Source organism: Microbacterium sp. 1S1 (assembly GCF_008271365.1).
In the GTDB taxonomy this organism is placed as follows: Bacteria; Actinomycetota; Actinomycetes; order Actinomycetales; family Microbacteriaceae; genus Microbacterium.
On record NZ_CP043430.1, the window covers coordinates 356324 to 379763 of the forward strand.

25 protein-coding genes and 1 pseudogene are annotated in these 23440 nt (G+C 71.1%); 18 read left to right on the forward strand and 8 right to left on the reverse strand.

The window, feature by feature from the left end:
• Positions 1 to 21 precede the first annotated feature (21 nt).
• Together FY549_RS01885 and FY549_RS01890 are read left to right on the forward strand one after the other, a co-directional pair.
• A complete protein-coding gene (locus tag FY549_RS01885; RefSeq protein ID WP_149083579.1) occupies positions 22 to 483 on the forward strand; it encodes a DUF2243 domain-containing protein in 462 nt (153 codons plus the stop codon).
• Positions 453 to 1370, forward strand: coding sequence for a cytochrome c oxidase assembly protein (locus tag FY549_RS01890; RefSeq protein ID WP_259614175.1), 918 nt, complete (start codon positions 453 to 455; stop codon positions 1368 to 1370). The genes FY549_RS01885 and FY549_RS01890 overlap by 31 nt, the downstream gene beginning before the upstream one ends.
• On the opposite strand, the gene FY549_RS01895 is transcribed toward FY549_RS01890, so the two are convergent.
• The 3 genes from FY549_RS01895 to FY549_RS01900 all read right to left on the reverse strand — a co-directional run bounded on the left by FY549_RS01895 (position 1304) and on the right by FY549_RS01900 (position 3326).
• A complete protein-coding gene (locus tag FY549_RS01895) occupies positions 1304 to 1672 on the reverse strand; it encodes a hypothetical protein (RefSeq protein ID WP_149083580.1) in 369 nt (122 codons plus the stop codon). The genes FY549_RS01890 and FY549_RS01895 overlap by 67 nt on opposite strands.
• Positions 1673 to 1728: 56 nt before the next feature.
• Positions 1729 to 1893, reverse strand: a complete 165-nt coding sequence (locus tag FY549_RS16410; protein ID WP_187614904.1) for a hypothetical protein — start codon at positions 1891 to 1893, stop codon at positions 1729 to 1731.
• 107 nt (positions 1894 to 2000) lie between these two features.
• A complete protein-coding gene (locus FY549_RS01900; RefSeq protein WP_149083581.1) occupies positions 2001 to 3326 on the reverse strand; it encodes a flavin monoamine oxidase family protein in 1326 nt (441 codons plus the stop codon).
• Positions 3327 to 3451: 125 nt separating this feature from the next.
• Here FY549_RS01900 and FY549_RS01905 point away from each other — a divergent pair, with 125 nt between their 5' ends.
• The 3 genes from FY549_RS01905 (at position 3452) to FY549_RS01915 (ending at position 4622) form a co-directional block, all read left to right on the forward strand.
• On the forward strand, positions 3452 to 3658 hold the full coding sequence (locus FY549_RS01905) for a hypothetical protein (protein ID WP_149083582.1): 207 nt from the start codon (positions 3452 to 3454) through the stop codon (positions 3656 to 3658).
• Between the two features lie 49 nt (positions 3659 to 3707).
• On the forward strand, positions 3708 to 4142 hold the full coding sequence (soxR, locus tag FY549_RS01910; RefSeq protein ID WP_149083583.1) for a redox-sensitive transcriptional activator SoxR: 435 nt from the start codon (positions 3708 to 3710) through the stop codon (positions 4140 to 4142).
• 141 nt (positions 4143 to 4283) lie between these two features.
• Positions 4284 to 4622: an ATP-dependent DNA ligase gene (locus FY549_RS01915; RefSeq protein ID WP_149083584.1), complete on the forward strand. Its 339-nt coding sequence runs from the start codon at positions 4284 to 4286 to the stop codon at positions 4620 to 4622.
• Positions 4623 to 4657: 35 nt separating this feature from the next.
• Here the strand turns inward: FY549_RS01915 and FY549_RS01920 are convergent, their stop codons facing one another.
• On the reverse strand, positions 4658 to 6100 hold the full coding sequence (locus tag FY549_RS01920) for a serine/threonine-protein kinase (protein ID WP_200838656.1): 1443 nt from the start codon (positions 6098 to 6100) through the stop codon (positions 4658 to 4660).
• 134 nt (positions 6101 to 6234) lie between these two features.
• Here FY549_RS01920 and FY549_RS01925 point away from each other — a divergent pair, with 134 nt between their 5' ends.
• A complete protein-coding gene (locus FY549_RS01925) occupies positions 6235 to 7635 on the forward strand; it encodes a threonine/serine exporter ThrE family protein (protein ID WP_149083585.1) in 1401 nt (466 codons plus the stop codon).
• Between the two features lie 74 nt (positions 7636 to 7709).
• On the opposite strand, the gene FY549_RS01930 is transcribed toward FY549_RS01925, so the two are convergent.
• Complete coding sequence (locus FY549_RS01930; RefSeq protein WP_149083586.1) at positions 7710 to 8201, reverse strand: DUF1269 domain-containing protein; 492 nt, start codon at positions 8199 to 8201, stop codon at positions 7710 to 7712.
• A gap of 353 nt (positions 8202 to 8554) precedes the next feature.
• On the opposite strand from FY549_RS01930, the pseudogene FY549_RS16660 reads away from it, so the two are divergent.
• From FY549_RS16660 to FY549_RS16665, 3 genes and pseudogenes are all read left to right on the forward strand, one after another.
• Positions 8555 to 11329 (forward strand): annotated as a pseudogene (locus tag FY549_RS16660) (DUF5979 domain-containing protein); the annotation flags it as partial.
• Between the two features lie 458 nt (positions 11330 to 11787).
• On the forward strand, positions 11788 to 11859 hold the full coding sequence (locus FY549_RS16895; RefSeq protein ID WP_410428259.1) for a hypothetical protein: 72 nt from the start codon (positions 11788 to 11790) through the stop codon (positions 11857 to 11859).
• A gap of 77 nt (positions 11860 to 11936) precedes the next feature.
• Positions 11937 to 12767, forward strand: a complete 831-nt coding sequence (locus tag FY549_RS16665) for a zinc-ribbon domain-containing protein (protein WP_149083588.1) — start codon at positions 11937 to 11939, stop codon at positions 12765 to 12767.
• Here the strand turns inward: FY549_RS16665 and FY549_RS16670 are convergent.
• Complete coding sequence (locus tag FY549_RS16670) at positions 12742 to 13416, reverse strand: metal ABC transporter ATP-binding protein (RefSeq protein WP_200839010.1); 675 nt, start codon at positions 13414 to 13416, stop codon at positions 12742 to 12744. The genes FY549_RS16665 and FY549_RS16670 overlap by 26 nt on opposite strands.
• Before the next feature lie 55 nt (positions 13417 to 13471).
• Between FY549_RS16670 and aztB the strand changes: the two genes are divergently transcribed.
• The 7 genes from aztB (at position 13472) to FY549_RS01985 (ending at position 20917) form a co-directional block, all read left to right on the forward strand.
• The gene (gene aztB, locus FY549_RS01955) at positions 13472 to 14350 is read left to right on the forward strand and encodes a zinc ABC transporter permease AztB (RefSeq protein ID WP_200839011.1); all 879 of its coding nucleotides are present in this window, start codon (positions 13472 to 13474) and stop codon (positions 14348 to 14350) included.
• A 19-nt stretch (positions 14351 to 14369) separates the two neighbouring features.
• Entirely contained in the window at positions 14370 to 15593 is a 1224-nt protein-coding gene (locus tag FY549_RS01960) for an ABC transporter (protein ID WP_149083590.1), read from the forward strand.
• A gap of 1 nt (position 15594) precedes the next feature.
• Entirely contained in the window at positions 15595 to 16512 is a 918-nt protein-coding gene (gene aztC / locus FY549_RS01965) for a zinc ABC transporter substrate-binding protein AztC (protein WP_149083591.1), read from the forward strand.
• A gap of 29 nt (positions 16513 to 16541) precedes the next feature.
• Complete coding sequence (gene aztD, locus FY549_RS01970; protein ID WP_149083592.1) at positions 16542 to 17741, forward strand: zinc metallochaperone AztD; 1200 nt, start codon at positions 16542 to 16544, stop codon at positions 17739 to 17741.
• Positions 17742 to 17905: 164 nt separating this feature from the next.
• Positions 17906 to 19006, forward strand: a complete 1101-nt coding sequence (locus tag FY549_RS01975) for a YihY/virulence factor BrkB family protein (RefSeq protein ID WP_149083593.1) — start codon at positions 17906 to 17908, stop codon at positions 19004 to 19006.
• Positions 19007 to 19261: 255 nt separating this feature from the next.
• Positions 19262 to 20173: an aminoglycoside phosphotransferase family protein gene (locus FY549_RS01980; protein WP_149083594.1), complete on the forward strand. Its 912-nt coding sequence runs from the start codon at positions 19262 to 19264 to the stop codon at positions 20171 to 20173.
• Positions 20174 to 20236: 63 nt separating this feature from the next.
• Entirely contained in the window at positions 20237 to 20917 is a 681-nt protein-coding gene (locus tag FY549_RS01985) for a hypothetical protein (RefSeq protein ID WP_149083595.1), read from the forward strand.
• Between the two features lie 12 nt (positions 20918 to 20929).
• Here the strand turns inward: FY549_RS01985 and FY549_RS01990 are convergent, their stop codons facing one another.
• Positions 20930 to 21550 carry a cyclodeaminase/cyclohydrolase family protein gene (locus FY549_RS01990; protein ID WP_187614907.1) on the reverse strand — a complete coding sequence of 207 codons (621 nt, stop codon included), beginning with the start codon at positions 21548 to 21550 and terminating at the stop codon, positions 20930 to 20932.
• A 65-nt stretch (positions 21551 to 21615) separates the two neighbouring features.
• On the opposite strand from FY549_RS01990, the gene FY549_RS01995 reads away from it, so the two are divergent.
• Together FY549_RS01995 and FY549_RS02000 are read left to right on the forward strand one after the other, a co-directional pair.
• Positions 21616 to 22005, forward strand: a complete 390-nt coding sequence (locus tag FY549_RS01995) for a hypothetical protein (RefSeq protein WP_149083597.1) — start codon at positions 21616 to 21618, stop codon at positions 22003 to 22005.
• A gap of 55 nt (positions 22006 to 22060) precedes the next feature.
• Positions 22061 to 22591: a hypothetical protein gene (locus tag FY549_RS02000; RefSeq protein ID WP_149083598.1), complete on the forward strand. Its 531-nt coding sequence runs from the start codon at positions 22061 to 22063 to the stop codon at positions 22589 to 22591.
• Here FY549_RS02000 and FY549_RS02005 read toward each other — a convergent pair.
• Positions 22555 to 23385 carry a helix-turn-helix domain-containing protein gene (locus FY549_RS02005; RefSeq protein ID WP_149083599.1) on the reverse strand — a complete coding sequence of 277 codons (831 nt, stop codon included), beginning with the start codon at positions 23383 to 23385 and terminating at the stop codon, positions 22555 to 22557. The genes FY549_RS02000 and FY549_RS02005 overlap by 37 nt on opposite strands.
• Between the last annotated feature and the right edge of the window lie 55 nt (positions 23386 to 23440).

Here is a 23440-nt window from a genome sequence, read left to right on the forward strand (position 1 = left end):
CGAGCGGACGACGCTGACCCCATGACCACGGAAGTCCGCTCCCGCCTCGACCGGCGCCTGCTGCTCTCGGGCTTCCTGTTCGGCTGCGGAATCGCCGCCTCGATGATCGACCTCTTCGTCTTCCATCTCGTGCTGCACTGGCACCACTTCTACGACCTGTCGACCTCCGAGATCGCCCTGGTCTCCGACGGCTTCTTCCACGCGTTCGGCTGGTTCATCACGATCCTCGGGGCCTTCCTCCTCGCCGACGTCCGCCGCCGGGAACCGGTGCGGTGGACGCGGTGGGCCGGTGCCGTGATCGCCGGTGTCGGGTTCTTCCAGCTCTTCGACGGCGTGGCCGACCACAAGCTCCTCCGGATCCATCAGATCCGCTACGGTGTCGAACTCCTGCTCTACGACACCGTGTGGATCGTGTCCGCCATCGTGCTCCTCGCGATCGGCAGCCTCCTGGTGTGGCGGACCCGATCCGTCCGGACGGAGTGATGACCGTGCGCGAAGGGCACGACGGGCACCACGACCCGCCCCGGCTTCCGGGCCTCGACGCCGACGCGAGCGGTGGGGGAATGGACGTCCTCCCCCTCCTCGCGCTCGTCGTCCTCGTCGGTGCCGCTGCGCTGTATCTCGGCGGACTGCGGCTCGCGCGGGATCGCAGCCCCTGGCCCCGGCCCCGGACGGCCGCGTGGATGGCCGGCCTGCTGTGCGCCGGGGTCGGCATGGTCGGCCCGTTCGCCGCTCTGGCCCACAGCAGCTTCCCGGTGCACATGGCCGGCCACGTGATGGTGGGGATGCTGGCGCCGCTCCTCCTCGTGCTCGGGCGTCCGGTCACGCTGGCCCTGCGCGCCCTGCCGGTGACCGCAGCGCGCGCTCTCTCCCGGGTACTGCGCAGCGATCCGATCCGGGTGCTCACGCATCCGGTGGTCGCCGGGATCCTCTCGATCGGGGGCCTGTGGCTGCTCTACACCACTCCCCTCTTCCCCCTCCTGCACGCTTCGCCCTGGCTGCATGCCGCCGTGCACCTGCACGTGCTGCTGACGGGGTATCTGTTCACCGCGAGCATCGTGCGACTCGACCCCGATCCGCATCGCGCGTCGGTCGCCGTCCGCGCCCTCGTCCTGATCGTCTTCGTCGCGGCGCACTCGATCCTCGCCAAGTGGGTGTGGGCACACCCGCCCCTGGGTGTCGACGTCGGGGACGCGCGGATCGGGGCGGAACTGATGTTCTACGCCGGAGACGCCGTCGACGTACTGCTGATGGTGCTATTGCTCCGGCAGTGGTACGCGGCGACGCGACCGCGCGCGTCGGCTCAGCCGCAGAACGAGGAGAATCCGTCGTGGAGGCGCTCGATCGCCTCGACGGCCTCCGGCGCCTGAAGGTCGGTCATGCCGCCCAGCTGATCGGCACCGGAGCGGATGAGGTCGCCGAGCTGGCCCTCCGTTCCGTCCGCGACGTCGTCGAGCGTCGCGACGAGGTCGTCCCGCGCCGCATCGAGCTGCTCCGCGGAGACATCGCCCTGGGCGAGCAGCGCCTGGTACTGCGCGTAGGCGTCGTCGATGGCCGTGCAGGTCTCCGCCACCGGCACACCGAACGCGTCACCGGCGGCCTGGGTGACCTGGGCACAGCCGGCCAGGAGCCCGGCGGTGAGCAACAGGGGGACGAGAGCGATTCGGCGCATGACCCGAGAGTAGCCGCGCCAGCTGGGGCGCGGCTGACCCTCGGTCGGTGCGGCGGTCAGCCTCCGGACGGGTTCTCGAGGGGCTTGCCGTCGTCGTCCGTCGTCTCACGCTCGAGCACGTCCTCGGTGCTCTCGCCGCTGTCGTCGGGAGCGCCGCCGGATGCCGTGTCGGCCTCCTCGTCGGCACCGGGGGTACCCTGCGTGTTCTGGGGGTCGCTCATGCTCTCCTCCTCTGTTCGGTCCGACGAGCGTATGCGTGCGGAACGCGCCTGACGCAGGGGGTTGACCGGGCGCGCGACGACGATCACACTGCCGCCGTCGCCGCGACTCACTCCGCCGTCCAGAGCCGCTCGATCGGCACAGGGCGCCCGAGAATGCGTTCCGCCGCGCGATGCCCGGAGAACAGGGCCGCGGGCACCGTCGCCGGGTCGTCGGTCCAGGTGGCCTCGCCCGCGAGGTGCAGCACGCCGCCGACCGGGGTCGCGATGTCATCGTGGTCCGCGGTGGTCGAGCCGACCGTCATGTAGGCGTAGGAGCCGTGCGCGTACGGATCGTCCTGCCAGGCCGTGCGGTGCATCCGCACCGGAGCCGGGATCCCGTCGCCGTACAGCCGCCGGAGCTGGGTCATGATCGATTCCTGCACCTGCCCGTCGCTCCAGTCGCGCGTCGCGATCGCCGCGGGGCCGGCGGCGAAGGTGAGCAGGAGCGGCTCGTCGTGCAGCGGGGTCAGGTCGTACCAGGAGTGCCACCACCGCGCTTCGGGGCCTTGCTGCCGGACGGCGTAGACGCCGTCCGCCCAGAACCGCTCGGGGAACCGGAGGAAGACCTTCTCGAACGCATTCATCCGCAGCCGCGCGAGCGCCTCGGCATTGACGGCCGGCAGGGGCGGGACGATCTCCAGGGTCCCGGCGTGCAGGACGCCGACGGGAACCGTCACCACGACGGTGTCGCCCGCGAAGTCTCCGCCCGAGGTCCGCGCCCAGATGCCGTCCTCGCTCCAGTCGATACGGGTGACGACATGCTGCAACCGGACGTCGAGCCCGTCGGCGAGGCGTTCCGGGAGGACGCCATAGCCGTCCGGGAACACCACCTCGTCGCCCTCGATCGCGTCGTCATCGAGGCCGTGGGCCGCGAGGTCCTCGATCCACGCGCCGTACTGCTCCTCGGCGCGGTGCTCCAGGTATTCGCGCACCCGCTGCGTGCGATCGGCGCTCCATCCCTGGCGTGAGAGGGCCTCCTCCGTGACGTCGCGGTAGGAGGCGTCAGGAGCAGAGACGGAGACGACCTCGGGCAGCACCGCGTCCACCGCGTGGACATCGTCCGCGAAGGCTCGCGCTTCCTCGGCAGAGAGGGGGCGGCCGTCGGGCCCGTGGTACGCGATCGGTCGGCTGTCCACCTGGAACCCGCCGACGGTGAACTCCACCGTCCGCATGCCGAACGCCTCCGCCGCGGCGGCCACGGGACTGCCCTCGATGCCGTGGATCCAGGAGGCGCCCAGGTCGAGAGCACCGTCCGAGCGGTCCGTGTGCACCCGTCCGCCGACCCGGTCCCGCGCTTCGAGCACCGCCACCGTCCGCCCCGCGTCCTGCAGCAGCCGCGCGGCGGTGAGCCCCGCGACCCCGGCTCCGACGACGATCGTGTCGACGTGCTCCATGCTGCCTCCCGCGGCCGCAGCGGCGCGGCCTCGGTCCGACGATATCCGAGTGCGGATGACGACCACAGCCCGCTCCGAATCTCAACCCCCTGGGCGCCGCACGCGGGACAGCGCATCGTGGGGTCATGAGCCACCACCCCGATGACATCAAGCAGCCCCTGGACCATCTGCCCCCGGCGGACGAGCGGGACAAGGCCGTCGAGATCGACGAGCCGCACTACCCGACCTCCGGCGCACCCGTCGACAGCCCTGACGTGTCGCCGGAGACCGCGGCAGAGCCCGACAAGCCGAACCGCCACGGCGTGGACAAGCTTCCCCCGACGTCGCGCTGACCGCTCCGCCGTCCCTCAACTATTGTTGAGGTCTACGGAAGGGCGGCGGATGGAACCGGACGATCTCCTCCCGATCGGGGAGGTCACCCGACGCACGGGAGTCGCGCCCTCCGCGCTGCACTTCTACGAACAGCTCGGTCTCATCGCCTCGACGCGCACGCCCGGCAACCAGCGACGGTACCGCCGACACATGCTGCGACGGATCTCGATCATCGTCGTGGCGAAGCGCATCGGCATCCCGCTCAGTGAGGTGCAGGAGCTCTTCCAGACGCTGCCCGTGGACGCCCCGCCCTCGCACGCGGACTGGCGACGCGTGGCCAAGCGCTGGCGCGCCGAGTTGGAAGAGCGACGCACCCAGCTCGAGCACCTGCAGCGCGAGTTGGCGGGCTGCATCGGCTGCGGCTGCCTCTCCCTCAAGGCGTGCCGTCTGCTGAATCCCGAGGACACCCTCGGCGAGAGCGGCCCCGGCCCCCGCCGTATCTGACCTTCGAAGCCGGTGCTGGACGAAGGTGGGGTGTTGCGACGCCCCCATCGGTGAGACCGTGGAGGTATCCCCACCAGCGATCAGCGAGGTTGCGCCTCTTGGCAACGGGTTCCTGTGGAGATGGAACGAAGGGTCCATCGAATGGGCAAGTTCATCTATGAGGGTGGTCCGAAGATCGAGATCGAGGACCGCGCTCTCACGCACATCAAGCTCGTCATGATGACGAAGCTCCGCCGCGGCGAACCGATGCCGTTCTCCTGGAAGGAAGACGCGTCCGTCGGCGGCGGACGCACGACCGTCTGGGTGCACGCGCACTCCAACATCGTGTTCACGTTCTTCGGCAGCAGGCCCCCGGCGATCAACCGGCGGTGGGTGGACGCGTTGGCCTTCACAGCCAACTCGCCGACGGGCCTCTATCTGGTGCCCGAGCCGAACGAGTCGAGCAGCGCCTCCGCGCAGCTCGCCGACCTCGCCGTCTGACAGGGGAGCAGCGGAGCGGAGCGTGACGGCGGCTCTCATTCCGGGGAATCGTCGCCGTCTTCGTCGCGCTCGGCCTTCTCCGCTTCCTTCTCTGCGCGCTTCTGAGCCTCCTCAGCACGCTTCTGCGCATCCTGCTCGGCCTTCTTCTGCGCTTCGGCCGCTTTCTCGGCTGCCTTCTCCGCGTCCTTCTGTGTCTTGTCCGCCTTCGTGTCCTCCTCCGGACCGGGCGCAGGCGCGGGAGCCTCGGCCGGGGTCACCGGCTCCTCCGCCTCCTCCGGAACGGTCACGGGAACGACGGCGGGCGACGGCGTCGAGCTCGGCGTCGTTTCCGTGTCGACCGGCGTCACCCCCGGGTCCGGAGCGAAAGCGCCCGCCGCCCAGAGCGTCCCGGCGACCGTGACCGCGACCGCGGCCGCGACAAGGCCCGCCAGCCGCCCCCGACGGCGCCGCGTCCCTCGCTGTCGGCCGCTCTCGGGCAGGGGTACCGCCGCTCCGGTCCGGGCTGCCGTCTCGTCGGCGGCGAGAGACGGCCCCACGGGCAGCACGAGCGTGCGCGTCGCCCCGGACGGAGTCGCAGCCGCCTGCTCTGCGTAGGCCGCGGCGGCGATCGGAGCCGGGATGCGGGGCCGCGGGGGCTTCGCGGGGTCGTGCGAGAGTTCGGACGCCGCCGCGTAGACGCCGGCCGCACTCGGCCGCTCGTCGGGGTTCGTCGCGGTCATCCGCCGGAGCAGGGCACCCCACTCGGGACCCACCGATGCGGGGATCTCCGGCGCCTCGATGAGGCGGGCCAGCGTCGCCCCAATGCCCTCGGCCCCGGCGAACGCCCGCTCTCCCGTCAGCGCTTCCCGCAGCACCAAGCCCAACGCGTAGATGTCGGCGGCGGGCGCCGGCGGGGCGCCGTTCAACTGTTCCGGGGCGAGGTAGGCCGCGGTCCCGATGACCGTGCCGGGGGAGGTCAGCCGCGCCGCGTCCACGAGCACGGAGATCCCGAAGTCCGCGAGCTTCGCGCCCGAGCGGCTTCCAGCGAGTGCGCTACCGGTGAGCAACACATTGGAGGGCTTGATGTCGCGGTGCACGATGCCCGCGCTGTGCACGACGTGCAGCGCCTCCGCCAGATCCGCGGCGAGCGCAGCCACCTCGGTCGGGGGCAGCGGTCCCTGAGCGATCCGCGCCGCGAGGGTCGGACCCTCGACGAACTCCATCACCAGGTACTCGGCGCGTCCGGGACGGAGCTGCGCGTCGTACAGGGTGACCAGCGCCGGGTGGTTGAGTGACGCGAGCACGGTCATCTCGCCGCGGGCCCGCTCGGAGGCCGCTCCCTCCTCCGTCTCGGCGCGGAGCATCTTGATGGCGACGGTGCGCCCCAGAAGGGAATCCTCCGCGCGGTACACCCGGGCCATCCCGCCCTGCCCGACGCACTCCCGGAGGTGGTAGCGACCGTCGAGCAGCGCCTCCGTGGGAAGCGAGTCATCCGTCATCGTCGAATCCTCCTGCCGCGTCATCGGGCGCTGCACGGCGAAGCCCACTCTAGAGGTCCGATCGGAGCTGCCGCCGGGCCTTGACACGCGGCCTCCGGACGGGGGCGGCTTCGCACCGCGGGAGAATGGGACTCATGTCCGCGCGTTCCTCCCAGCGACTGCTCCTCTCCGTCCGCCGGCTGCTGCACACCGATCCGTCCGCGGTCGCTCACACCGAGGCGATGCCCGTGATCGACGAGCACACCGTGCCGCGCGTGCTCGACCTGGCGACGCGCATCGGCGAGTCGATGTTCGCGGTCGGGGCGTCCGCTCACGAGGTCACTCTTGCGATCACACGCGTGTGCGAGGCGTACGGCCTGAAAGGTGTGCAGGTCGATGTCACCTACAACTCGATCACCGTCTCTTTCCACCTGAGCGGCGAGGTCTGGCCGGAGACGCTCGTGCGCGTCGTGCGGGTCGCCGCCCCTGACCACGCCAAGCTGCAGCGGGTGCAGGCGCTCGTCGCCGACATCGACGGCGGACTGGACCTGGAGTCCGCGCGCACCGCGTTCCGAGTGATCCGCCGCGTGCCCTTCCGCTATCAGCAGCCCGTGGTGATCGTCGCCAGGGCGCTCCTCGCGGTCGGGGTGAGCATCATGCTCGGGGCATCTCCGCTCATCGTCGGTCTCACCTTCGTCGCCGCCCTCGGCGCGGCGCTCACCCAGGCGGGCCTGGCCCGACTCCGGGTGCCGCTGTTCTTCAGCCAGATCGCGGGAGGCTTCGTCACCACGGTGGTCGCGGTGGCGGTGTCGGCTCTCGGAAGCGCGGGTGTCGAGCCGTTCGTCGGCATCCGCCCGTCCATCATCGTCGCCTCGGGCATCGTGCTCATGCTCGCCGGACTCACCGTGGTGGGCGCCGCGCAGGATGCCATCGACGGCTTCGCGCTCACCGCGGGCGGACGCATCCTCGACCTCACGATGCAGACCCTCGGGGTCGTGATCGGCATCCTCGTCGGGTTGGAACTGGGCGGAGTGCTCGGGTTCACGATGGGGCTGCCGGACGACCCGGCTCCGTTCGGGCCGCTCCTGGGCCAGTTCGCCGGAGCGATCATCATCGCGGTCGCCGTGGCGGTGTTCAACGGGGCGGGGCTCCGCATCATCCTCGTGAGCGCCCTGCTCAGCGCCGTGACCCTCGCCGGCTATGCGGGCACCGTCGCCGTCGGGCTGCACCCTGCCGCGGCGAGCGCGGTCGGAGCGCTGCTGGCGAGCTTCATCGGCATGCTCATCGCGCACAACCTGCACGTGCCCTCCGTCGCGGTGACCACGGCGGCGATCGTCCCGCTCGTGCCCGGTGTCGCGGTGTTCCAGGGCCTGCTCGAGGTCGTGCACGCGGCGGGCAGCTCCACCGGCATGCTCACCGTCGGCGGATCGCTCATCGACGCGGCGGTGATCGGCATCGTCCTCGCCTCCGGCGCTTCCCTCGGCCTGTACCTCGGGACCCCCGTGCGGGCGACGCTCGCCGGTGTCGCGAAGGCCAGGGCCCGCGTACGCCGCTGAGCGCCGCTCCTCCCGGCGCCGGAGAGGACGATGCGCCCGCCCGGACGGAGCCTCGACGGACGCAGCGGGTGGAGTCAGTGGCCGCCGAGGTCTCTGATGAGCTCGGCCTCGTCTTCCTTGGACAGCGAGGTCTGCACCACGGTGCCGTTGTAGGGGGCAAGGGCTTCGGCGAACTTGTCCTCCGTGAGCTTGAGCGCGTAGATGACGACGGCGGACTTCCCGGCCGTCACGGTGGACTTCACGCGGTCACGGAACTCGGCGTCGATGCCGGTCTTGTCGAGACCGGAGAAGAGGGCCCCGAGCAGGCCCCCGAACACCAGACCGGCGACCGGGATGAAGAACAGGATGCCGATCAGCGCACCGAACAGCGCGCCGGACGCGACGCCGAGGCCGATCCTGCTCCCGGCGCCCGGGTACTCCACTTTGGTCTTGCCCTCGCCGTCGACCTTCACGAGGGCGAGGCCGGCGAGTTCGACGACGAGGTCGTCCTGCAGCGCCTGGACGCGGTTGTAGGCGCCCTCCGCGTCGCTCTCGGTGTCGTAGGAGATGACGATCAGTTCAGCCATGGTTGTCCTGCTTTCGATTGCGTTCGGAGATGCTCTCCACGCGCGCAGAGGCACCGGTCTCGCCACCGACATTAGGCGCGGCCTCGGCACGTGACGAGGACGTCCGCGTGGATTCACCCGGGTGACTCTTACGCCGGGATCCGAGCCAGGCGCCCCGATCGATCGTGCGATCCGCGACAGGGGGTATCCGAGAGCCTCGCTGACCTGGTGTACTGAGCCGTATCGGCCCGGCGCAGGGGGTGCCGGGCATTCGCGAGAGGGCCCCGCTCATGGCCGAACACGCTCATCCGACCCTCCGGCGCGTCGCCGCGTTCGTCACGGCCGCCGTGCTGGCCGCCACGGGTGCGGTCGCGATGGCGGTGTCCTCCCCTGCTCCCGCCGCTGCCGACTTCCCGGAATCCGTGAACCCGTTCGCGGTCGGGGGTGGCTTCACCGTCTACGCCCGCGACGACGCGCTGATCCGGAACCAGGAGACCGAGGGCAGCATCGCCGTCGGCCGGACCGCGACGGTCGCCCCGGCGAACGCGAGCCAGTACACGATCATCCACGTCTCCGCAGGGACCGGCGACTACGACCTCCCCGTGGTCGACGGCGATCCGACGCGCTTCCTCGTCGGTCGCTACAGCCCGGACAGCACCGGCATCCTCGCGATCACGAGCGCCGGCACCACCGATCCTGACCTGCTGGGCGACCTGAAGATGGTCCAGCGGGACGGCCCCTGGCAGGCCTTCCCGCGTGCCGACTGGCTGCGGCTGAACGAGAACCCGGCGAACCCCGATCAGACACCGCTGATCGATGCCACCCACCAGCGATACCCGGCGGACGCGGCTCCCCCCACCGGCACCGCGGGCGGCGGGAGCATCTACACGGTCGACACCTCCGCCACCGCCGTCGCCGACTACGTCGAGGCGAACCGAGACGCCTCCTGGCAGGAGGCGCAGACTTGTCTCGCCGACATCGCGGACCCGGCCGCCGGCCTGGGCTCCCCGGTCACCGTCGCCGAAGACGCCGGCAGTCGTGTGGTGCTCGCGCCGCTGAGCGCCGACCAGCCGAACGTCCTGGACTACGCCGACATCGCCGGCACCGCGCTCATCCAGTTCTCCCCTGGGCCCACGCCGGGCGCCTCCAACCCGCTGATCATCCGTGTGCCGGCGGGGACGACCGAGGTGATCGGAGCGCGCGCCGATCCGCAGGGCGCCTTCTCGCCGTACATCATGTGGGATCTGTCCTCGCTCTCGGGCGATGTCACGGTGCGCGCGGCGGAGGCGAGGATCGACGGCTCGATCTACGCTCCCGACGCATCGGTGACGGTCAACGCCGCCCCCCTCGACGGGCAGGTCATCGGGAGGAACGTCGTCCTCGACGGCGGCGAGACGCACTCCTTCCTGTTCGCCGGGGAAGTCCCGTGCGCGGCGGATCAGGGGACCTTCGCCGTGCGCAAGGAGCTGTCCGGCATCACGGCCGCGGACCTCCCGGAAGGCGCGACGTTCACCGTGAACTATCTCGCGACCGATCCCGACGGCGAGACCACGGTGGGTACCCTGGAGGTGCCGGCGGACGGCAGCCCGGTGCTCGCGGGCGAACAGTTCCCGCTGGGCACGGTCGTCGAGTTCGAGGAGATCGAGGCGGAGAGCGTCCCCGGGTGGGAGTGGGGCGAGCCGGTGATCGACCCGGACCCGCTGACCATCGGTACCGGGACCGCGCAGGTCGTCGTGACCAATACCGCCACCGCGCAGACCGGCACCTTCAGCATCGTCAAATCGATCGACGACGTCTCCGGCGGTCAACCGGGACCGCCGTCTCAGGCCACCGTCCCCGTCTCGTGGACGGCGACGTTCCGTGGCGAGCAGATCGGCGCGGGGACCCTCGACGTGCCGGTCGACTCGACGGTCGTCGACGTGGGCGTCGCCTTCCCCGTCGGCACGGTGATCGTGCTGTCCGAGGACCTGTCGGGCATCGATCCGCCCGACGGCTACGAATGGGCGGGATCGCACTGGTCACCGCGGCGGGTCTTCGTCATCAGGGACACCGGCACGGTCGCGGTCGAGCTGGTCAACGCCGTGACCCCTGCTGCTTCCGAACGATCCATCACGATCGTCAAGTCCGCGGAGGGCGGGGCGTCGGACGCGGGCTACGAGTACGCGATCTCGTACAACACGGACCCGCCCGGAACCCGCACCCAGCTCACGCTCCCGGTGGGCGAACCCGCCGCTCTCGACGACATCGAGTCCGGGGCCGACACTCTGCGTCTCGCCGAACTCATCCCGACTTTCGAGGGCGAACCCGTCGACCCTGCCGGGTGGCTCCCCCCGGTCGTCTCCGTGACCTCCGGCGGCGAGACGACGCAATACCGCCCCGCGAACTTCGAGGGGGCAGGACCGCTGGAGACAGCCATCGTCGAGATCCCGCTGCCCGCCACCGGCGACATCCTCATCGACATCGACAACGAGCTCCGTCAGGGGACGTTCGAGGTGTCCAAGGCCTTCGCCGGCATCCCGCCCGAGAGCGTGCCGAGCGGCCTGCAGTTCACCATCCGCTGGACCGCGACGCTCCCCACCGGTGAGGTCCAACGCGGAACCATGCGGGTGCCGGGCGACGGCACTCCGCGTGCCCCGCGGGACGACGCCGGCGAGCCGATCCTCTTCCCTGCGGGGACGACTGTGACGTTCGAGGAGCTGCCCGCCCCGGCGCTCCCCCGGATGAGGTGGGGGGCGGCGGCGTTCGAACCCGCGCAGGTGGTGATCGGACAGAACGGCGCAGCTGTCGTCTCGACGACCCTCCGGAACAGCGGCACTCTCCTCACCAACACGTTCACCGTGGTGAAGGACCTCGCCGGGATCGACGCCGATGAGCTTCTGGTCGACTCGTTCACCGTCGAGTACACCGCCCGGATCCCGGGACAGAGCGAGCCGGTCACCGGCACCATGACGGTTCCCGCCGACGGCACTCCCGCGACGCCGCTCGACGACGCGGGCGAACCGGTCATGTTCCCCTTGGGGACGACCGTGGAGCTGACCGAGCCCGCTCCGGACGACGCCGCGCTCCCGCCCAACTTCGACTGGAGCGAGGTGACCTGGTCGCCTCAGAGCAGTCTGGTCATCGGATTCCGCGACGCGCCCGCACTGCAGGTCACCAACTCCGCGGTGGAGCTGACCCGCTGGGCGCTCACGAAGCGGGTCGAGGGGACCGATTCCCTCCCGCCCGGCACGGCCTTCGCCTTCGACTGGTGGGCCAACGAGGTGCCCCAGTCCCGCGTCGAGATCGAGCCGGGCGCCACCATCCTCTCGCCGTACTTCCCCGTCGGGACGATCCTCAAGGTGCGGGAGGCGGCACCACCCTCCGTGCCGGGCCTCGCCTGGTCAGAACCGCAGTGGAGCGTCGACGGCGAGGTCCTGCAACCCGACGCGGATGGGCGGGTGGCGCTCCCGACCACGGTCTCCCGCGATGTCGGTGTCGCGGAGCTCCTCCTCACGAACACGGCGAACGGGGAGGCGGCGACCCCGACGGCGGGGGTGGCGACGACGGCGGAGGCGGCGGGTCCGGTGGGGCGCTGCCCTCGACCGGCGGGCAGCCGGTGTCGCCGCTGGTGCTCCTCGGCGCTCTGGCCGCGGTCCTGCTGGGCGCCTTCCTCGCCTCGCGTCGGCGCCGCCGCAGCTGAGGGACCCGGGGGTTCGTCGCGTCGCCCTCGGACGCGCGGGAACCGCGATGTCGGTGGCGGCGTCTACCGTCCCTGTCGTGCCGGAGCCCGTGCAGCAGTGGTGGTCGAGACGTCAGTTCTCGCGGGGCCTCGACGTGCCCTACGCCGTCGGGACGTACCGGGCGGCGTGGGCGGCCTATCCCGAGCTGATCCGGCAGTACCACCCCGAGCTCAATCAGGGGATCGCGCTCTCGCAGATCCCGCTCGCGGCCGACGTGCTGCTGTGCTGGGAGTGCGGCGTCGGGCATCTGTTCGCCGCGACCCCGACGGAGCAGCGCGAGCGTCCCGGCCGGGTCCGGCGCCGCTCGTCGTGGTGCCCGGAGTGCTCCGCGCTCGCCCGGCCGCAGCCCGTCGTCCTCGGCGAGGCACGCGCGATCCCGGCGCGGCCCAAGAAGGCACCACGCGCCGTCTGCAGCAAGACCCCCGATCTGCCGACCGGCACCGCCTTCCTGAGCACCTGCGCACCGGCTCCCGCCTCCGCCGCCGAGGCCCGGCTCCGCCACGCGCTGGGAGAACACCTGCTCTTCACGGGCGGGGTCAACGCCATCAAGGTGGCGCGGCCCTTCTTCCAGCACACGGAGGTGTGGCCGGACATCCTGCTCCCGGAGCTGCGGATCGCGATCGAGTACGACACCGTCGGCCGGCACGGCCTCGAGCACGTGGGCAGACGGCAGCAGACCGACCTCCGGAAGGACCGGGCGGTGCGCGGCGCGGGATGGGAGGTCGTGCGGGTGCGGCTGGGGCCGCTCGAGCCGCTCGGTCCGTTCGACCTTCAGCTCGCCACCGTCGGCGCCGCGGGCGTGACCCGGATCATCGACCGGCTCCGCGACATCCGCGGAGCACTCATGGTCGACGCGTACCTGCGCTGACGGAGCCCTCGTCTGCCGGGACGACTGCGCCGTCACGGAGGGCGAGTTCACGTGCGGCATCGGCGACCAGCGCCCCGTCGTGCGTGACACAGAGGACGACAGCACCCCGTTCCGCCTCCGCGCGCAGGACCCCGCGGACCCGCGCGACGGAGTCCGCGTCGAGCGCGGATGTCGGCTCGTCGAGGAGAAGGATGTCGGCTTCGCCCGCGAGCCCCTGGGCGAGGAGCACGCGCTGTTGCTGCCCGCCCGACAGCGCGGCGAACGGGATCCGCTCCAGGGAGGAGACGGCCGTCCTGTCCATCGCCTCGTCCACGCTCCGCCGCGATCGCCGACCGCTTCTCCGCCGCCCCCAAGTGCCGACTTCCACCACGTCTCGCGCGGTCAGGGGGAGGCGAGGCGAGACTGCGGCCCGCTGGGGCACGAACGCGATCCGGCCGTCCACGAGTCGCCGGCCCCGTGTGGGGGCGCGAACGCCCGCGACCACCTCGAGGAGCGTGGACTTTCCGGCACCGTTCGGGCCCGTGATGGCGACGAGCTCGCCCGGTCCGATGTCGAGGTCGACGCCGCGCAGCGCTTCCCGCCGTTCGTAGAGGACGTCGACCGCGTCCAGCCGGATGCGGGCGTCGAGGGTCCCTGTGGTCGTCTGCACGACTCCAGTTTATGAATTTGATAATCATTCTCAAAAACGCATAGGCTCACCTCTCGTGACCGCACCCTCCGTCGCCCTGATCAGCCCGTTCACGCTCGACTTCGTCCAGCGCGGGCTGATCGGCGGCGCCCTCGTCGCGATCCTCTGCGGGGTCGTGGGCACCTGGGTCGTGGTCAGGGGGATGGCGTTCCTCGGCGAAGCCCTGGCCCACGGGATGCTGCCGGGCGTCGCCCTCGCCACGGTGCTCGGAGCCCCCGTGCTCGTCGGCGGGGCGCTCAGTGCCGTCGCCATGAGCATCGGTATCGGGGCGCTCCAGCGCCGCGCGAAGCTCTCCTACGACACGAGCATCGGACTGCTCTTCGTCTCGATGCTGGCGCTCGGCGTGATCATCGTCTCCCACTCCGGCAGCTTCGCCACGGATGCGACGGCCATCCTCTTCGGCGACATCCTCGCGATCACCGCAGCCGACCTGCTTCTACTCGCCGCCGCCGCGGCCATCGGCGTGACCGTGACGGTCGTCGCCCACCGACCGCTCGTCGCTCTCGCGCTCGACGGGCGGATCGCCTCGGTGCTCGGCCTCCGCCCGCGGCTGGCTCAGGCCACCCTCGTCGGTCTCGTGACCCTGGCGGTCGTCGCCTCCTACCAAGCCGTCGGCTCCATGCTCGTGGTCGGTCTCCTCCTCGCCCCGGCGGCCGCTGCCGGTCCGTGGACGTCTCGGATCCCGTCCCGCATGATCCTCGCCGCCGCGTTCGGCGTCGTCGCGGTCCTGCTCGGCCTCCTCGTCTCCTGGTATGCGGCCACCGCCGCCGGGGCCTCCGTCGCCGCCGCGGCGATCGGCCTCGCGGTCCTGTCCTGGGCGGCGCGCACCACGGTGACCGCGCTGAGACCGTCCGCACGCGACGGCTCGCGCCCCTCTTCCGTCCCCGCTTCCTGACTCCTCTCGAAAGGCCCCCGTGCGCTCCCCATTCGTCCCCGTCACCGCCCTCGCCGCGCTGGCGTTCGCTCTCGCCTCCTGTGCCGGACCCTCGACGTCCCTCCCGACCGGCTCCTCCCCGGCAGCCGACGGTCACGGCGCGATCGCCGGAGCAGAGGAGGTCGCCGAACCGCCGCTCGGCCTCACCACGATCGATCCTGCGGGCGTGGTGACGCACCTGGACCTCCTCGACGAGACCATCAGCGAGCTCGGCACGGTCGATGCTCCGACCGGGATGACCACCGATGGCCGGTACCTGTTCGCGGACACCGGCGACGGCGTCGACATCGTCGACAGCGGCGTGTGGACCTGGGACCACGTCGATCACTTCCACTACTACCGGGCGGAGTCCGCACTGCTCGGCACGGTGTCAGGAGACGGCGCTGCGACGATCGCCACGACGAACAGCTCCACGACGGGCGGGACGGGCATCTTCTTCGCCGGCTCCGGAGCCGCCGTCCTGCTGGACACCGAGGCTCTGTCGAAGGGCGAGATCCGCGAGTCCTTCCGGCTGCAGCGCGAACCGCACGACGGGCTCGTCGTCCCGGTGGGCTCCTTCGCCCTCGTGACGGACGGCGAGCAGGGTACGGCGACGAAAGTCGTCGGCTACACCTCGACCGGGGAGCCGACCGGTCTCGAGGAGCCCTGCGCTGCACCCTCGGGCTCCCGGACGACCCGCGTGGGCGCCGTGATCGGCTGTGCGGACGGCGCCCTGCTCGCAGTCGTCGAGGACGGCGAGCTGGCCGTCGAGCGCGTCCCCTTCCCCCATGGAGCGACGGGAGGGGTCACGGCGTTCGACAACCGCGAGGGCCGGCCGACGGTCGCCGGCCTGGCCGGCCCCACCGACATCCGGCTCCTCGACACCCGGCAGCGCGCGTGGACGCTGCTGACGGCGCCGTCGCCGGTGGTGCAGGTGACCGCGGTCCACGACGAGGACGGACACGTGCTCGCCCTCACCGAGGACGGCCGCGTGCTGGTGCTCCGCGCCGCCGACGGGGCCGTGCTCGCCGAGACCGCCCCCCTGGTCGCCGAGTCGCTGTCCGCGGGAGCCTCTCCGACACTGATCGCCGATCAGCACCGCGCGTACCTCAGCGGCCCGGTCGAGCATCGGCTGTTCGAGATCGACTATGCGGACGGCGCGAGAGTCGCCCGCACGTTCGACACCGCCACCGAGCCGGCCTTCATGGCCGAGACGGGACGCTGACATGCGACTCCTCCGTCCCCTCGCCGTCGCCGCCCTGGCCGGTCTCGCCGTGGCCGGTCTGACGGCCTGCACCGCCCCCGCCGACGACCGGCCGGTGGTCGTCGTCTCGACGAACATCCTCGGCGACGTGGTCGACGAACTCGTCGGCGACCAGGCACGGGTCGTCACCCTGATGAAGCCCGACGCCGATCCGCACTCCTTCGAGATCTCGGCGCAGGAGGCGGCCACGCTCCGCGACGCCGACCTCCTGGTGTCCAACGGTCTCGGCCTCGAGGAAGGGCTCCAGCAGCATCTCGAGGCCGCCGTCGATGCGAACGTGCCGTCCTTCGTCGCTGGCGAGGCGATCGAGGTCCTGGACTACCGCGAGGGCGATGCCGCCGGGATGCCGGACTCGCACTTCTGGACGGATCCCGGTCGCATGATCGACGTCGTGGATGCCCTCGAACCCGCACTCCGCGAGATCGACGGCATCGACGCCGATGCCCTCGCCGAGAGCGTCGCCGCGTACCGCGGGCAGGTGGAGGAGCTCGACGCCGAGATGACGACCGCGTTCGCGAGCATCCCGGACGATCGCCGGGCGCTGGTGACCAATCACCACGTGTTCGGGTACCTCGCCGACCGCTTCGACTTCGAGGTCGTCGGCGCGGTGATCCCCGGCGGCACGACGCTCGCCGCCCCCTCGGCATCCGATCTCGCCGACCTCGTCGACGCGGTGGAGGAGACGGGCGTCCCCGCGATCTTCGCGGAGTCCTCCTCCCCCGACCGTCTCGTCCAGGCGCTCGCCGACGAAGCCGACATCCACGTCGACGTCATCGAGCTGTTCACCGAGTCGCTCACCGCCGACGGCGGCGACGCCCCCGACTACCTGACCATGATGCGCGTCAACACCGAGCGCATCACCTCCGGTCTCACGCGCTGAGACCATCCCTCACAAGAAAGAAGCACCAGATGAAGACACTCCCCCTGCGCCGAGCGTTGGTCGGGGCCGTCGCCCTCGGCGCCGCCGTCACGCTCGCCTCCTGCTCGACCACGGCGGGCGGCGGCTCCGCGCCGAGCGACGCCCCGGCCGCGGACGCCGGCCCCCGCGTCGCCATCTCGTATGACGGGGGCATCGTCGTCCTGGACGGCGAGACCCTCGACACCGTTGCCGACTTCGACTCCGAGCCCTTCACGCGGCTGAACCCGGCCGGCGACGGTCGCCACGTCATGGTGACCATGAGCGAGGGCTTCCAGGTTCTGGACACCGGTGCCGGCTCGACCGACGAGGCCGAGCTGACCGACACGGTGTTCGAGGCCGACACCCCGGGGCACGTCGTCCGGCACGGCGGCAAGACCATCCTCTACGCCGACGGCACCAGCGACACGACGATCTTCGACACCGCCGACCTCGGCTCCGGAGAGCTCCCGGAGGTCGAGACCGTCGACGGCGTCGAAGCCCATCACGGGGTCTCCGTGCTCCTGGAGGACGGCACATTCCTCACCACGGTCGGCGATGCCGACGGACGCACCGGCATCGTGGTGCGTGACGCGGAGGGGAACGAGGTCGCGTCCTCCGACCAGTGCCCCGGCGTGCACGGCGAAGGCACTGCGGCGGGCGAGGTCGTCGTGTTCGGCTGCGAGGACGGCGCCCTCGTCTACAAGGACGGCGAGATCACCAAGCTCGCCGCCCCGGACCAGCCGTACGGCCGCATGGGCAACGCCTACGTGAGCGAGACGAGCCCGATCGTCGTGGGCGACTACAAGAACGACCCGGACGCCGAGGGCTACCTGCTCGACGCGGTCACGCTCATCGACACCGACGCGCTGACCTCGAAGGTCGTATCGCTGCCCGAGGGCGCGGAGTACACGTTCCGCGACGTCGTCCGCGGTCCGGGCGACCTCGCCTACATCCTGGGCGCTGACGGAGCCATCCACGTGCTCGACCCGGAGTCCGGCGAGGTCACCGACTCCTACCCGGTCATCGACGCGTGGGAGGGGCCGGCCGAGTGGCAGGATCCGCACCCCGCCATCGTCGTCGCCGGCGACATCGCGTACGTGACCGAGCCCGCCGCGAAGAGCGTGCACGCGGTCGACCTCACCACCGGCGAGGTGCTCGCGAGCGCCGAGCTGGAGGTCACCCCGAACGAGATCGCGCCGGCCGCCGGCTGAGGCGTCCACAGGCCGCGGGTCCGTCCCCTTCGGGCGGGCCCGCGGCATCGCGGGCGCACAGCATCCCCCTCGCCACGCCATCGCGCAACCCCCGTGCCCGAACGTTCCTCTCCTCGTAGTACTGGACGGGCGAGCGGCGCTCGCCCCGAGGCCGAGGAGGAGCCATGTCGAAGGCAACCGACGACCGACGCGGAGCGACGTCCGCCCCGTCGCCCGAGCACGAGGACAAACCGGACAACCCCACCGATCTGCAGAAGCGGTCGTGGAAATACGTCCTGGTCAAGAGCATCCGGGAGTTCTCCGCGGACCAGTGCATGGACGGCGCCGCAGGCCTGACCTACTACGCGGTGCTCTCGATCTTCCCCGCCATGATCGCCGTCTTCTCGCTGCTCGGCGTGTTCGGGCAGGGCGGGGCCGCCGCCGACGCCGTGCTCGGAATCATCGAGGACGTCGCGCCGCCCGAGACCGCGCAGGCGCTACGCGGTCCCATCGAGCAGATCTCCCAGGCCCCCGGAGCCGGTATCGCCCTCGTCACCGGTATCCTCCTCGCGCTGTGGTCGGCGTCGGGGTACGTCGGCGCCTTCAGCCGGATGATGAACCGCATCTACGAGATCGACGAAGGACGCCCCTTCTGGAAGCTGCGGCCGATGCAGCTCCTCGTCACCCTCATCACGGTCGTCTCGCTGACCATCGTGGCCATCGTGCTCGTACTGTCCGGCGACGTGGTCTCGGCGCTGGGCGACGCGATCGGCGCCGGCGAGGGCGTGCAGCTCGCGTGGAGCATCGCCAAGTGGCCGCTGCTGCTGTTCGTCGTGGTCTTCCTCGTGGCGGTCCTCTACTACGCCACCCCGAACGCCAAGCAGCCGAAGTTCCGATGGATCAGCGTGGGCGCCATCGTCGCGATCGTGGTCCTCGCGATCGCCACCCTCGGCTTCGTCTTCTACGTCACGACCTTCTCGAACTACGAGCGCACGTACGGATCGATGGCGGGCATCATCGTGTTCCTGCTGTGGCTGTGGATCGCGAACCTCGCCCTGCTGTTCGGCGCGGAGTTCGACGCCGAGCTCGAGCGCGGACGCCAGCTCCAGGCGGGTATGGCCGCCGAGCGGGACATCCAGCTTCCGCCGCGGGACACCCGGCAGAGCGACAAGCGCGCCGAGAAGGAGGAGAAGGACATCGCGGAGGGCCGCCGTATCCGTCTGGAGAACGAGGGGGACGACGACGAGGACGGTCACCGTCGCGGTGGCCGGTCGAGCCGTTCCTGAACCGACCCGGCTCGGACGAGGCGCCCGCCAAGGGGGAGGAGTTCGGCGAGCGCCTCGTCAGCCCCTCGCGGCTCGGAGGCGGCCCCCCGCTACCTCGCACGGCGTTCGGAGCAGATAAAGGATGCTCCGGACTTCCGTCGAGCGCAATCGTTTTTCGCTTTCCGCCGCACACTGTGGACGAAAGTCGCTAGTCCGTGCGAGCGAGCGCCCGGTGCACGGCCTCTCGCGGGGAGGGTCGTGTGGTGGACTGTCCACATGGAGCAGACACCCGGGACAGCCCCTGCGGCGAGCGCAGGGTCGGATCCCGACGGCGCCGCGCGGCTGCGAAGGCTCCTCGCCACGGCAGAACACCTCAGGGAGAGATGGCACCTGCACCAGGACGGCCCGATCCGTTCCGGCGAAGCCGGCATCGTCCTTCTCGTTCGTGGCCCGCGTGGGGAAGCGGCCGCGCTCAAGGTGCAGCCACCCGGCCCGGAGGTCGACGCGGCCGTTCTCGGCCTGGGCCAGTGGGACGGCGAGGGGGTCGTGCGGGTGCTCGCGAGCGACGCCGAGCGAGGCGCACTGCTCTTGGAGCGCCTCGATCCCGACCGGAGTCTGGAGGGCGTCACGGATGACGACGAGGCGACCCACGTCGTCGGCGCGCTTCTCGCGCGCCTGCACAGCGTCCGCCCTACCGACGGCCTTCCGTTCCTCGGCACGGTCGTGCAGCAGATGCTCGACCGCGCACAGGAGGCGAGGACGGCGCTCTCCACTGAGGACCGGCGGCGGTTCGACCGCTGGGTGGGCCAGGTCGGCGAGGTCGCCACGGAGTCGATCGATCGCTTCCTGCACTGGGACATGCACTTCGGGAACGTGCTGCGTGCGGACCGAGAACCCTGGCTGGCGATCGACCCGGAGCCCCTCATCGGCGACGCCGGCTTCGATCTCTGGCCCGTGCTGGACAGCGGGTGGAGCAGCGACCCCACGAGGACCGATGCCGCTCGCATCGTCCGTCGCCGCTTCGACATCCTCACCGACATGCTGCAGCTCGACCGGGACCGCGCAATTGCCTGGACTGCGGCGCGACTTCTCCAGAACACGCTCTGGGACATCGAGGACGGGGAGCCGACCATCGCCTTCTCCGCGACCGTGCTCGACGATGCCTTGCGGAACCGTCCCGCATCCTAACCTGTCCCCAGGGAGAAGCGCCAAGGGATCGATACGCCGAGAGCACCGAGCGACCCTGGCGACATGAGCACTGTCCTGTCCCGCACTGCGGGCATCGTCCTTCGAGGGATCATGGCGGCGATCCTCCTCGTCCGACGCCCGCGGCCGATCCACGCGCACGGCGCGATCTTCGACGGACGGCTGGAGATGCGACCGTCCCCCGGCTCAGGCATCCGCGGGATCGACGATCCGCCGGTCGCCGACGTACCGGTCGTCGTGCGCGTCTCGCGATCGGTGGGGCTGCCGCCGTGGGCGCCGGACGTCTACGGTCTCGGCATGAGGTGGGTACAGGGCGGAGAGGAGATCGACCTCCAGCTCGCGTCGACGGGCATCGGCGTGCCGGGACGCTTCCTGCTCCTACCCCGCCTCACGCCGAGCCGAGCGACCCTGAGCAGCGTCGTGCCGTACCGGACGCCGCGGGGACCGGTCATGCTGTGCGCGCGGACCGTCCCGCCGCGGCGCCTCCCCGGCGCACTCGAGGAGCTGCGCCGGGCCGTGGACAGTGAGCCGTGGACGCTCCGGCTGTCCTTCGCGTCGCCGCGCGGACGGTGGCATCCGTTCGCCGACGTCCGACTCGACTCCGCGAGGGCCACGGACGATCCGGGCCTGCGCTTCGACATCGATCGGCGGCCTCTTCCCGGCGCGGAGACGTACCCGTCGGTGCAGGCGCTGCGCGGCCCCTCCTACCGCCTCACCCAGGGGTGACGCACCGCCGGCTCAGTCCAGACGCGCGGACAGCTCCGTCGTGATCCGCGCGACCTGGGTTCGCGCGTCGGCCAACCGTCCGACCTCGTCCTCGAGGCCGACCAGCATCGGCCTCGAGGCTCCGTGCGAGCGAGCGAGCTGCAGGTTCGCGCGGAGGTTCAGCGATGCGCCGGCCAGTCCCGCTTCCAGCGCCTCCGTCGCGACGGCGAGATCCACGGCGAGGTGCGGATTCCCCTCCGCGGAGAGCATGCGCGCTTCGGTGACCAGGGCTACGCCGGCACGGCCGAGCCGCGCGACCGATTGCGCGGCCTCGATGGCCGCCTCACGGACGCGGTCCTCTCGATCCGGGTCCTCCGGCGACAGCGCGAGCGCGGCACCGAAACTCGCCGACACCACGCCGTCCGCTTCGACCGCCCGCAGGAGGTCGCTGCGCACAGCGTCGAGCCGGCCGGTTCGCTCAGCGACGGCGGGCACGTCGGGGGTGTATCCGGCGACCATGCCCATCAGCGCCGCCGCGAGGCCGAGCATCACTCCCGACGCCGCCCCTCCGCCCGGCGATCCGGTGGGCTGACTGAGCGCGTCGAGCCAGGCATCCATCGGGCGTGACGTCGGGACGTCTGCGGATTCCGTCATGCGCGCCAGACTATCGGGGCGCACGGCTGCCCCATCCGGGCGGCCTGTCTCTCTACGATGGAGTCGTGCAGCTCGTGGACACCTTCTCCGTGGTCGGCGAGGTGCTGGCATGGATGGGTCTCGGGATCGGCGCGCCCCTCCTCGTCGTGGCGCTGCTGATCGGGCTCGTCGAAGGCCGGTGGGTCCCGGTCGAGATCGCCGTGATCGATCGAGACGGGCAACCGACGGCCCGGTGGTTCGCCGGCGGCGACTTCCACGAGCGGCCGCTCCGGCGTGGAGAGCCCGTGCCCGCCGACGACGGCTGGGTCGACGGGTTCTACAGCTCGAACGATCCCTCTCGCGCCCGGATCGGCGAGCCTCCGCACCTGCGCCGGGTTGTGCGGACGGTCGGCATCGTGTTCGCCGCCGTGGGCGTCCTTGGTCTGAGCGCGTCCTTCCTTCCGCTCCTCCTGTGAAGGGGGCCCCGAGAGGGTGCCCCTCGCCCGGCGAGCCGTCGATACGCTGGACGGTATGGGCGAGACAACAGGGTCACGGGCGGCACCGACGCCGGGACCGGTTCGCGTCGTCTTCGACCGCCATCTCGACGTCGTGGTCGCCAGTCCACTCGCGACCACGTTGTCGGCCGCCTTCTCTGTGGGGAACAACCTGGCACGCTCGATGTTCTTGAACCCGGAGTCTCAGACGGTCCTCGAAGAGTGGGAGCAATCCGCGGGCCACCTCGTCACCACGCTCCGCGCGAATGTCCGCCGGTTCGGGAAGGACCCGCGATTCGACGACCTGGTCGGCGAGCTCGGGGCGCTCAGCCCGCGGTTTGTCGAGCACTGGGCTGGCGCGGAGACCGCCGCCCCCGCGACGGACATCGTGCACTTCTTCCACCCCATGACCGGCACGCAGGCGTACGCGTGCCGTCTCGAACCCGACGGCGGCGAGCGCGTGGAGATGCGCTGGTCACCGGCGGACGGCCCGTGTCGAACGGCCCTCCATGCGCTGTGGGTTCGGACGCGTCAGCTCGAGGAGAGACGCAGGGTCTCGGCGAGATAGCGGATCGCGGCTGCGGCGGGTGACCCGGGCGGGTTGGCGAACATCACCACCACGAGGTCGGTGCTCGGGATCCGCAGATGCTGCCAGCACACATCCACCAGGCCGAAGGGCTCGATCCGGTGGCGCGTGACGTCGGTCCCGAGTTCGCGCACGTCGTGGCGCGCCCAGATCGCGGGGAAGTCGGGATCCTGAATCAAGAGCCTGGCGAGCAGTTCTCGGAACCGAGGATCGTCCGGGTCGCTGCGCAGCCGGAACGAGGCGGTGATCCGAGTGGCGAGGTCGAACCAGGTCTCCCCCACGCGGTCCCTCGCCGAGACGTCGAACGTCGCCAGCAGCAGGTTCTTCCCGGGCTGCAGCGATTCCGGCTGCAGTGCCTTCGCGATGGCGTTGCCGGCGAGCACATCCTGGTTGCCGTCGATCACGATGGCGGGCGTGTGCGACAGGTGCTGCAGGAGCGCATGCACGGACGCCGGCACCTTCTGCTCCCTCGGCGTGCGCGGAACCGACGTCCGCAGACCGCCACTGTTCAGCCGAAGAAGGTAAGCGGTCGCGTCGTCATCGAGGCGGAGCGCCTGAGCCAGCGCGAGGAGCACCTGATCGGAGGGCTGATGGTCGTGCCCGCGTTCCAGCCGCACATAGTATTCCGCGCTGATCCGCGCCAACGCCGCGACCTCCTCGCGCCGGAGGCCTTCCACTCGACGGCCCGGGAGCCGCGGCAGGCCGACGTCTTCGGGCTGGAGCACTGCACGGCGCGCGCGCAGATACTCCGCCACCGCATGACGATGCTCGCTCATACCCTCCGAACCCACGACGGAAACGCTCGTCTCTCGGACTGATCGCGCTCCGGAT